Here is a 10,883-nt window from a genome sequence, read left to right as displayed (position 1 = left end):
TTGTCAAGAAACCTCGTTCCAAATTTCAAGCCAGAAAGCCAATACATCGAACTGGTTTTACTCAACTTCAACCACTTACTTTTGCAGTTGCTTCTTCTTCTACTTAATTATTAACCGAACAGTATTGGGTGTGGACGGGATTAAATCACTGACCCCAAAGCAACGTTTGAACCTGGTAAGTCAATTAAAACTGGAGGATAAATCCCCACCCATCAGAAGGGTATGGATACCCAAAGCCAACGGAAAACAAAGACCTCTTGGGATACCCGTAATTAAAGATAGAGCGGTACAAGCTTTATTGAAACAAGCATTAGAACCTGAATGGGAAGCAATCTTTGAGCCTAACAGCTACGGATTCAGACCAGGAAGGGGATGTCACGATGCAATTGAAGCTATCTTCAGAGCTATAAACAGACAAGATAAATATGTCTTAGATGCCGACATCTCAAAATGCTTCGACAAGATTAACCACACTAAACTCCTACAAAAAGTTAACACTTTTCCCAAGGCAAGAAGACAATTAAGAGCATGGCTAAAAGCCAATGTATACTAAATCCGATTGATAGAAGTTATATAAAACTAGCTGTATTTGAACCAATGATAATTAGTGAGATTTTTAATTTCTTCCGTCATTTGACTGAGAACACAACAACGCTTTGATAGTCTTTCTTCAAGTTCATCCATACTTTCTATATTTTCATTGGCGATCGCTTCATCAATCAATGACCACAATCGTTCGGCAGGCTGCAATTCTGGAGAATAGGCAGGAAGAAACTCTGTTTCGATTCCAGCAGGTAAATTGACCTTTTGACTTCGATGCCATCCTGCTCTGTCTTGAACTAAAAGAATAATTTGATCTTTGTTAGCACCCGCTTCAGTGGCAAAAGTTTCTAAGACTACGTTCATCCATTGAATATTGACTCTGGGAATCAAATACCACAGAGTTTTACCGCTTTTTGGTTCGACAAAACCATAGACATCCTCTCCATTCATACTGGTGTTGTACAATTGCTTGAGGTCTAGTACCAATGGGACTCCAAACTTTTTTTAAGATTGGTTTTAGTCCCACTCGATGCTCATCAAAAAACCAGACTTCTATTTTTGCATTAGGATATTTCTTTTCTAATTGCTTAACGAGAATGGGTAAATTCTGCTTAAATAAGTTTTGTTCAATCAGATTTCCCTTGCTATGTTTCCGTCTTGGTCTCTGCCAAGAATAGCTGCACTTTTTTAAGTAATCCCAACCCCTTTGATTCCAAACTCTTTCTTTGCCAGTTTCTTTTTCTATCCAGCGAGCTACTTTGACTCCTGTCCAAATCCCACCATCACTGGGTTTCGATTCCAGGGCATGAGTTAACTTCTGAAATTGTTCTGAAGAGAGTAAAGCTGCTTTTCCTCCACTATGTTTTTCTTTTCCTCTGGGCTTGATTTTTACTCCTATAACTCCATATTGATTGTAATTTCTGACAATTCTTTGAGCATAACCGTAGCTCAATCCTACTGCTATCGCACTATTTTTAATAGTCCAACCTTGTGCTATTTTCCACAGCAAATGCCATCTTCTTGACTCAATTGGATTTTTGCTTTGTTGATATCGCTTTTTTAGTTCAAGAGTATTTAGGTGCGAAGCTAAATAGGCTTTTTTCGGCATTAGTAAATTTAAGTATTTTACCTATTATTTTAAGCTACTTCTGTCAATCGGATTTAGTAGTACTGGACAATGGAGAAACAATATTCCCCAACGAAGGTACACCACAAGGGGGAATCATCAGCCCTCTACTAGCCAATATTGCTCTACACGGAATGGAATCAAGAATTAAAGAATATGCTGCAACATGGAAAGGATGTAAGAGAGACAATAAAATGTCTCTCTCCTTAATCCGATACGCAGATGATTTCGTAATAATTCACAAAGACCAGAACGTAGTCAAAAATTGTCAAAGGATAATAGGAGAATGGCTATCCGTCGTCGGTGGGTATAGAGATTGCAATAGGTGATCAACGCCTTATGGCATCTAAGGTTAGGACACTTTGCTTCTTTGATTTGCGCCACAACTCCGTCATAATCAATGTGATCAACGCCTTATGGCATCTAAGGTTAGGACACAAATAGTTGGTTTTAAGGCGGTTTGGCGAATTTGGTGATCAACGCCTTATGGCATCTAAGGTTAGGACACTTTTGCGTTCCCCCGAACGGCGTAATTCTAGTTTTTTACGTGATCAACGCCTTATGGCATCTAAGGTTAGGACACTATAAGATTCCCCGTTATAACCGATGCAATAAGCACGTGATCAACGCCTTATGGCATCTAAGGTTAGGACACAATTGCATCGGTGACATCCCACCCTTTAGTGGTAGTGATCAACGCCTTATGGCATCTAAGGTTAGGACACATTTATTCTTATGGGGCGTATCTGGTAGCGGCAAGAGTACGTGATCAACGCCTTATGGCATCTAAGGTTAGGACACATTTATTCTTATGGGGCGTATCTGGTAGCGGCAAGAGTACGTGATCAACGCCTTATGGCATCTAAGGTTAGGACACAGTTAGGGGTCGCGATATTGGTAACTCTTTAATTATTGAGTGATCAACGCCTTATGGCATCTAAGGTTAGGACACCATTTTGTTTAGCTGTTTCCATGTTTTGTTTGTAAAGTGATCAACGCCTTATGGCATCTAAGGTTAGGACACACGAAAATTTTCGTTATAGCTACGTGCAAACTATGTGATCAACGCCTTATGGCATCTAAGGTTAGGACACTTATTGTTGTCCGAGTCTGCAACTCCAGTAGCTTGTGATCAACGCCTTATGGCATCTAAGGTTAGGACACAGGGGGAATGGTATGGACGGAGCGATCGCAGGTTAGTGATCAACGCCTTATGGCATCTAAGGTTAGGACACTCACGCGCATGCCCGATTTACACTACTTAACAAATTAGTGATCAACGCCTTATGGCATCTAAGGTTAGGACACCGACCCTTTAAGCTCGGAAACTTGGGAACAACTGTACGTGATCAACGCCTTATGGCATCTAAGGTTAGGACACGAGAGTAATTGAAAAGTACCCTAAGTCCCAAGTACGTGATCAACGCCTTATGGCATCTAAGGTTAGGACACGTTTTTCAGCTACCTTATGAGCCTTACTTAAAGCTAAGTGATCAACGCCTTATGGCATCTAAGGTTAGGACACAAACAGTTTAGAGGCTAGGAGAAAAGCATATGTAAAGTGATCAACGCCTTATGGCATCTAAGGTTAGGACACAATGGAGTCTGTTGCTTACGCTCACTTACCTATTATTCCGTGATCAACGCCTTATGGCATCTAAGGTTAGGACACGGCAGTCGCCGAAACCCTTTCTATATGAGTATCCAGTAGCAATTTTACAAGCATCTCTTTTAAAATGCCAATTATTTCGCTGAAAAGTCATAAATCAGCTTAATAACCAATTGCTGAAACCCTTGCTAGATAAAGGATACAACAAAATTCAAGCATCTACAGATAGTCAAAAACTCATTCCATCCCTTGCCCAGTAATGATTTGACACTATTTTAGAACCTAAAAAACCCAAACATTCAGAGGTGCTTGTAAAAATTACAATACTCGAAAACCACCACTATCCATCATCCAAGTATTGGGACGATTGTAAGCGGGTAAACCTTTGACACACTGATGGGATAAACGAATTAGAATTAGATCGTCCTCTTGGGTTAAGATTTTTTCTAACTGCCAGCGCATTTTTTCTCTAGTTCTTTGAGATAACCAACAACGGAAAATCGAATATTGCAAGCGATCGCCATATCCTTCAATCAGTTTATAAGCTTTGCGCCAGCGTTTGGGACAGCGAATATCATAGCAAACTAAATACCAGTTTTTTTGTTCTGCCATAACTCCTCCTAACGCACAATCAGTTGACCGAATAAACCGCCTTCTCCCATCCATTCTTTTTCTAGTAGTCTGACTTCTAACTCTAAAAGACGGCGATAGGTAAGAGAATACTTGGTAACGGGATGTTTCCAAGTCTCTTGTTTACGTTGTTCGTAAAGTTCAACAAATTTACGTCGTCCAGTATCGCTTAACCAAACCTGTTCGCCACGAATTTCATAGTCTTCATTCACATCCCACTGCCGACGATTAATAGAGGCAACGACAATCATATCTACTAAGGGAACGCGAAATATTTCCATTAAATCCAAAGCCAGAGGCGCAGCTTGAGAGCGGGGTTGATGATAAAAACCTAATGCTGGTTCTAAACCCATGCTCAGAATACTATTCATCACATCTTTAATTAACAGAGAATAGCCAAAACCCAGCAAAGCATTAAATCTGTCTTTGGGAGGGCGACGATTGCGACCATCAAACCGCATTTGGTGAGGAATATCTGTACCCAAAATACAAGGTAAAGCAGCAAAATAAAGAGCAGCTATTTTGCCTTCTATGCCCAAAAGTGACTCAATAGAAGTTATTTGAGGTATTTGTTTGATAATAGCTTGCATTTGCTGAATATTTTGCTCTATTCTGGCTGATTTAATCTTTTTACTTGTTCTGCTACGCATAAGAAACTTTCGTTGTCCTTGTCCGCGACAATTAACTAACTTCTTAGCTAAAGACAAGCAAAATTCTGAATTACTTAATGCTTCATACTGACGAATCCGTCGTTGAATACTGCCTTGTCTATTGTCAAAACTACCAATATAGCGACCACCACCAGAGACGAAATGGATTCCAATTCCTTGATGGGCGCAGAAGTGTAATGCTTGAGTAGAAATTTGCGAGAAGCTATGAAGTACTAACTGTCCTACTTGTTGGGCTGGTATTTTTTCTAATGGTTTGTCTTTACGAGTAATTTTGATTTGTTCTCCCGTTCTACCTACTCTCGTTCCTGGTTCGAGAATATGTAGAATCTCTCTTTCATCATCTTGAGGAAAAAGACGCAACGGTTCAGATTCCCGATTGTGAACTAACCTGGCTTCTTCTGGTAAACAGACGGGAGACAAAGAACAACGAGTACAGAGTCTTTCATTTTCCGTTACTGGTGGACGATGAATTGAGGTTCGTATCTGTCGGGCAAGAGCGATCGCATTTTCTACTATCTTTTTCCCTTCATCATCAAAAGGAACATGAACCAGAACATTTTCAGCATGGTAGCGGATTCTTCCTTCAGTAACTTTAATTCCTAAAGCAGACTCGATAAGATAACAGTAAGAAAGAATTTGTAATTTGTCGCTCTCCCAGGCTTGAGGCTGTTTATTATCATCTCTATGAGAACGCCCTCGTTTATGCTCATATGGGACAGTTTGACCGTCACGGGTGCGAAGTGCATCAACTCTACCCCTCAATCCTAGTTCTTCACCAACAAGAAATAGGTCTTCCCAGTCTTCATCTTCTTTTTTCTCTAATTCAGCGTGTAATCTACGTCCAGCAAAGACAGCAGCATCTTGAGTATAGAGTTCTTCTACTTCTTCAAGATAGTAAAGACGGGGACAGTAAGCTAGAGCATGAAGGGCAGAAACACGGATAGTTTCAGTTTCAATAGGTTTTGAAGTAATTGCATTGCTTGTAATAATATTGTTTACTTTCAACTACAATTACTTTAATCAATTGACCTGGCAAAAACGTTTCCATGTTTCTAAATTTTTTAGTAAATTGTTTAAATTAACTAGCTTTAATTTCTACCCAACAATTAGGACTAAATTCTCCAGAAGAAAACCTTTGAAAAGTTCCACGTTGATTTTGACGATTAATCCAAACTGGTAAACTAATCAATCCTCGACAATCTTTAATTAACCAATTTATTTCTCCATCAGCTTCTCGATAGGGTCTTATTCCATTAATTAAAGCCCAAGATTCACCTAAACTCAGTCCACTAAAACGAGTAATTTGTTCGGGAGAAGTAATAGCGATCGCAACCCTTTCATCTAGTTTTATTTTGGCAGATTCTTGAGATGAATCTAGCTTAATAACTACTTTGACATCAGTTAAAAGCTCTTGAAAATTAGGCTTAGAATACTTACTTGGAGGATAAGTTCCCATGTGGGTTTTACTAAACTTATGATGCCTTTGTTTCCGAAGAATGCGAGAAATTACTGGCTTGTCTCCAATAATTCCCATCGCGAGCTTTACTCCTAAATGGGCAGTCAAATCTGATTCTCCTAATAATGAAAGTAAAAAACCGTAAATAGTAGAAGGGGGGGGATAAAGATAGGTTTCTTTGTAATCTCTGGCAAAACTGCGAGGAAAGCTGGTACAAGGACAATCAATATATAAGGTTTGATTCATTAAGCCGTAACCTCAGTTTCAAGTAGCGTCTTGGCTTCGGAGATCGCTTCTTTAACTCCCCGACAAACATTTACACCTAGATCTTTGAGTTGTTCCCCATAAGGAGTATCAGCAATTTCTCCCGCTACAATTAATTCTGAAGCTGGTACATCTTTAACATCAACTAGACGAACCAAACGAGAACAACCGACAGAATTACCAATTCTGGCAAAGCAGTTCATAATCCAAGGGCTAGGATCGTCAGTTACTCGAATAACAATTGATTCGGGACGAAATTCGTATAAGAAACGAGCATGATTACCGCCGACGTGTTTGATAGCTGGTATGGCATCGAGTAATAATTTTGCTCTTTCGGGGTCTTTTAAACCGCTAGGAGTTAAAGCCAGAGTATATTGATAAGCAGTGCAGTGAACTTCTGTATTGTGAATTGATTTATTATCTTTTTCCCCTCCTTTAGAACCAAAGGTAATATCACCCCAATAAGGATCAATACTGATTGCCCTGCTTACTTCTAATGCTCCACGACGTTTAGTTGTAGCGTTTTTGTTGTTTTTATCTTTTTTAGCATCCATAAAACCAAAAAGATCATCGTCAATATAAGTCTTTGCGTTATATTTTTCATCTTTGTGATTGTACTTATCAGCTTCAGCATCAAAAGTTCTATTTACTTTATCTGGTTGGGAATTTTGTAAACATTCACGATATCCCCAACGAATAGCCTCAGCACTAACTGTTGTATATTGGTCGTTACCTCTAGTAATTTTCTGTAGAGTAGATAAAGTACTGCCATCTCCTTCGCCTCGGTTATTAGCAGCAACAGCAGTGGGGGTAACGATAGTAACAAAGATGTGTTGTGTCATGTTTTTCTCCTTGATTAACGATCAAAAATTAATTAAACGGACATTTCAAAGCCTTCTTCAGCTTCAGAGCTAGATTCATCCAATACTTCTTCGGGAATTTCAGATTTGCCATCTTTGCCTTTCCCTGTATAAGAAGCGATCGCCAGTAGAGCTAAATCTCGTGCTTGCTTCCATTGATTATCTTTGTGAAGCCATTGATAAATCTCTGCTCCCACACCTCTCGTCGATTTGCTACGGTATCGGCTCAGAAAATCAACCATTGTTTTAGCAAAATCTTGTTGTGTGCTAGGTCGTTGTAAGCGATTAATTATTTTATTGGTAACTTGAGGATAATCGAGTTTTCGACCTTGCTTTTGAGCTTGTATGATTTGCTCCCTCAAAAAACTACTAAAAGCCCCTCGAACAGCATCGAAAAATGTCTGCTCTAGTGCATCAAGATATTGAGACATACTTACTAATCCTTTTCGTTCATAAAGTTTATTTTGTTTCTGAAATTCATAAAAACCTAAATACCAAGGTTTACCAGTAATCAGGTTGTCGCAAAGCCAGGGTAATACTTGGGAAATGGCTAACCATGTCTCTCCTTTATCATTGGTACGAATTTGGGGTTTAAAAAATTGACGAGCCGAATCGTATAAATCTAAGATTTCGTCATCTACCTGTACTCGATAAACAGCTTGTTTTAGATAACTCTGACTGCCATCCCATTGTTGTTTACCTAATTGATAAACTTCGCAATAATCAACTCTCCACAGTTTGTTATCTTCAATTAGTTTTTCTTGAAGTAAAAAACGTAATCCTGATTCTCCTGCACTGCTAGAGCGAAAATTACGATAGGTACTGCCAGAATATATTTTTCTTCGTTTAACCCATTCAAAAATATTTTTCACTTCTGGAATAACAACAGCCGAACGATATCCAGAATGATTTTTAGATAATTGATAAAAGCTACAAGCTAAAGGCAAAAACAAAAGTGCTAGCCATCCTTCAGGAGATTCTTGATAATATCCATGAGCAAAACATTCTACTAGTCCAGGTAAATTAGCTCCTTTAACAGATATTTCTACTTCAAATTTTCCTTTAGTGTTAAAAGCTTCTTGTAGCCCCTCAAATGGCTGTTTTAGTCTAGGTTTTTTAGGCTTTTTCTTGTCAGTCTTTCGATTTTTCTTTTCTTTGTCGTACTCTAATTTGTCTTTCTCATATTGAGCAAGTGCTTCGTCATATATTTTTTTTCTGGCTTTAAAACATACTTCATCTCTTGCAAAATAGCATTCTTCTAGCTTTTGAAAGCTATGAGATATTTCTGGTTGACCTTCATCAACTAAAAAAGTTAGATTAACAGGATTTTTATTTTGTATTCTTTGGCTTCCGTGCTGAAGAAAACTCCTAGCAACTCCTTCACTAAAAGTGTATTTTCCTTGTTGGTCTAAATTAAGAGCGGGAACATCCAAATAACCATCTTGAATACGATAAGTTTGCTGCATTAAGCTTAATACAGCAAACTTATCGCTAGTTTTTTCAGAATCCCAAGATAAGCTAACCGTATCTTCTGTAACTTCCCAGGAAAAAGGTACATCATCGGGATTAATAACCGACAAAGCTAAGGCTAAACCAGCAATTCCAGCACGATGGGGAAGTAAGGTATTAGGGTCAAAAATAGATAGGGTAAGTTCTGTCATTTTCTAAATTTTTCAGTTTGTTTTAGCACCTAATTCTGGGGAATAACTCCATATCTCAGTAGGTGCGATCAAATAAAACTTGTATTTGTCCCATGAGTGATAATTTTTGGCAGGAATCGGAACGGTATAACGAGGAATTTCTTTAGCAGGTAATAATTTAATAGTTGCCAAATCTTGTTCTAATAAAACTGTGATATTAAAACCTTCTTTTCTTAGAGATGTCGGATAAGTTCGCCAAGCACCATCTAATAAAACTGATTGGGTGTCGGGTTGACTTCTGGTATCAGAATCTTCTAACCATTGAGCTAAATCCCTTTGACCATTTTCACCTTTAAAAGACTCAATTAGCTTCAATCCATCATTGAGTTGTTTCTCGCTATAGGGATAACCAACTTTTTCATCGGGATAAAATAGAGCATCTAAAGCACGACCGCAATAGCGACGGTTTAACCTTCCCAAACGTTGAATTAAACCTGCTGGATCGGCAATTTGGGAGACTAGAAGGGTTGCCGACAAATCGAGAGACATCTCTGCCACTTGAGTCGCGATCGCTAAAATCGGTTCATCTTGTTTAAAACCATCAACAACATCACGGTGATGTCTAACTCTGTCTTCATAGCGATAGCGACTGTGATAGAGTACAGCGTTTAATCCTCTAGCTTTAGCATCTCGATAAACATCAATAGCAGTATTTACTTGATTGCAAACCCATAGCACCTTACCACCTGCTGATAGTTCTTTTTCTACTCTCGACCAATCAGGTTCTTCTTCGTAATAAAATCTATAACGGGCTTGTGCTTCGATCTCTTTTGAGCCAGAAATAATTTCAATCGGTTCGCCTACTGCTTTTTCAATTGCCTCTTTTTGCCAGGGTAAAAATGAAGCAGACATCAGTAAAATTGGTGCTTTAACTACTTCTAAAAATCTCAATAATGCACCGAATAGGCGGTCATCGTAACAGTGAACCTCATCAAAAACAAAAGCAGCTTGTGCGATCGCAGGAAAACAATACAGGGGTCTGCGGTTACACTGCAACCATCCGAGAACTGTATCGACAGTACAGACAATAGATTCTTTCCCCCAGGCTTTAAAAGACTCTAGTTTTATTGCTCCCTCATTATGCCCTTCTCCTGCCTCACCTTCCTCTCCGGTGGTAGCCATTTCTAAATCCACATCAGCGCGAGAATGTAGCAAAACCGAGTTCAGTTGATTATGGACATAATCCAAAAAACCTTCGGTGCTAGTTCCTGTTGTGGGATAACAGAAAATAAGTTTTCTGCCAATAGCAAAAGATTTTGCCCAATTGTAAGCCCCTAATGTCTTCCCCGTACCACATCCTGCTCTTGCCAGTGTCACTCTGACAGGACTTTGAGCTAACTGAATTTGGAAAGGTCTTAACTGATGTCCAGCAAGTCGAACATCAATTACTTGTTGAAGTTTAGATTCATCAAGAGTATTTTGAATATTTTCGGTAATCCAGTTTTTAAGAGATTTTTTTTTCTTGCCTTTAATATATTCATTTACATTGGGAATTGCCGAACCTATAGCATCACCAGCAATCAAGAGCGATTTAATAACCGATAGCAAAATTGAATCTGGTTGCCAATCAAAAGATAAAAAATCTCTAATTTCATTTTGCTTATTTTTGAGATCTTTTAAAGACCAAAATAAAGAATACTTATTTGAAATTTGCTGTTTAAACTCTTTTGAAAATTTGATTTTCTTAGGTAATTTAAGAGTTTTTGCACCATACTTGAGTAACTGATGAAAATGTTTATTAAATTGAGTTTTACCATCAACTTTGCCAATAATATAGAGAAATAATTTATCGTCTCCACTTTGACGAATTTCTCCTAATTCATCCGTACATTTACCTTTTTTTCCTCCTAATTTAAGATGATGTCCTCCTGCTGCTGCTAAAGCTGTTAAAAAATCTCCTTCCCCTTGCTCCAACCATTCTCGAAACTCCCAAGCCAGTAAAACTGAAGCTACCTCATGACGAACTAGTTGAGGATTGTTAGGTAAAAATCTTTTGGGATGAGCCTCTTTAATCTTGGCACGAA

8 protein-coding genes, 2 pseudogenes and 1 CRISPR repeat array are annotated in these 10,883 nt (G+C 38.6%); of the genes and pseudogenes, 2 read left to right on the top strand and 8 right to left on the bottom strand.

The features are described from left to right. Positions 1–127: 127 nt before the first annotated feature. A pseudogene (locus tag H1P_RS26185) lies at positions 128–547 on the top strand (reverse transcriptase domain-containing protein); the annotation flags it as partial. 32 nt (positions 548–579) lie between these two features. Here the strand turns inward: H1P_RS26185 and H1P_RS36560 are convergent. Further along, positions 580–993, bottom strand: a complete 414-nt coding sequence (locus H1P_RS36560) for a transposase (RefSeq protein ID WP_186376151.1) — start codon at positions 991–993, stop codon at positions 580–582. Continuing rightward, a complete protein-coding gene (locus H1P_RS36555; RefSeq protein ID WP_222427244.1) occupies positions 947–1,651 on the bottom strand; it encodes a winged helix-turn-helix domain-containing protein in 705 nt (234 codons plus the stop codon). The genes H1P_RS36560 and H1P_RS36555 overlap by 47 nt, the downstream gene beginning before the upstream one ends. Between H1P_RS36555 and H1P_RS40115 the strand changes: the two are divergent. Then, a pseudogene (locus H1P_RS40115) lies at positions 1,534–1,974 on the top strand (reverse transcriptase domain-containing protein); the annotation flags it as partial. The gene H1P_RS36555 and the pseudogene H1P_RS40115 overlap by 118 nt on opposite strands. A gap of 20 nt (positions 1,975–1,994) precedes the next feature. After that, a CRISPR array of direct repeats spans positions 1,995–3,341; the repeat unit is 36 nt; unit sequence GTGATCAACGCCTTATGGCATCTAAGGTTAGGACAC. Positions 3,342–3,596: 255 nt separating this feature from the next. On the opposite strand, the gene cas2 reads toward H1P_RS40115, so the two are convergent. From cas2 to cas3, 6 genes are all read right to left on the bottom strand, one after another. Next, on the bottom strand, positions 3,597–3,890 hold the full coding sequence (gene cas2 / locus H1P_RS26170; protein WP_144873088.1) for a CRISPR-associated endonuclease Cas2: 294 nt from the start codon (positions 3,888–3,890) through the stop codon (positions 3,597–3,599). A gap of 8 nt (positions 3,891–3,898) precedes the next feature. Further along, on the bottom strand, positions 3,899–5,584 hold the full coding sequence (locus tag H1P_RS26165) for a type I-MYXAN CRISPR-associated endonuclease Cas4/Cas1 (RefSeq protein WP_246141958.1): 1,686 nt from the start codon (positions 5,582–5,584) through the stop codon (positions 3,899–3,901). Between the two features lie 73 nt (positions 5,585–5,657). Then, complete coding sequence (gene cas5, locus H1P_RS26160) at positions 5,658–6,281, bottom strand: CRISPR-associated protein Cas5 (protein ID WP_144873085.1); 624 nt, start codon at positions 6,279–6,281, stop codon at positions 5,658–5,660. Then, entirely contained in the window at positions 6,281–7,141 is an 861-nt protein-coding gene (gene cas7i, locus H1P_RS26155) for a type I-B CRISPR-associated protein Cas7/Cst2/DevR (protein ID WP_144873082.1), read from the bottom strand. The genes cas5 and cas7i overlap by 1 nt, the downstream gene beginning before the upstream one ends. Before the next feature lie 32 nt (positions 7,142–7,173). Further along, a complete protein-coding gene (locus H1P_RS37745) occupies positions 7,174–8,820 on the bottom strand; it encodes a type I-MYXAN CRISPR-associated Cas8a1/Cmx1 (RefSeq protein ID WP_222427243.1) in 1,647 nt (548 codons plus the stop codon). Positions 8,821–8,832: 12 nt separating this feature from the next. Continuing rightward, on the bottom strand, positions 8,833–10,883 hold a 2,051-nt coding region (gene cas3, locus H1P_RS26140; RefSeq protein WP_144873079.1), incomplete at its 5' end, for a CRISPR-associated helicase Cas3'.

It is taken from the genome of Hyella patelloides LEGE 07179 (genome assembly GCF_900659865.1).
GTDB classification, from domain to species: Bacteria; Cyanobacteriota; Cyanobacteriia; order Cyanobacteriales; family Xenococcaceae; genus Hyella; species Hyella patelloides.
Note: the sequence above shows the minus strand (reverse complement) of the source record. Positions and strands in the feature narration are given on the sequence as shown.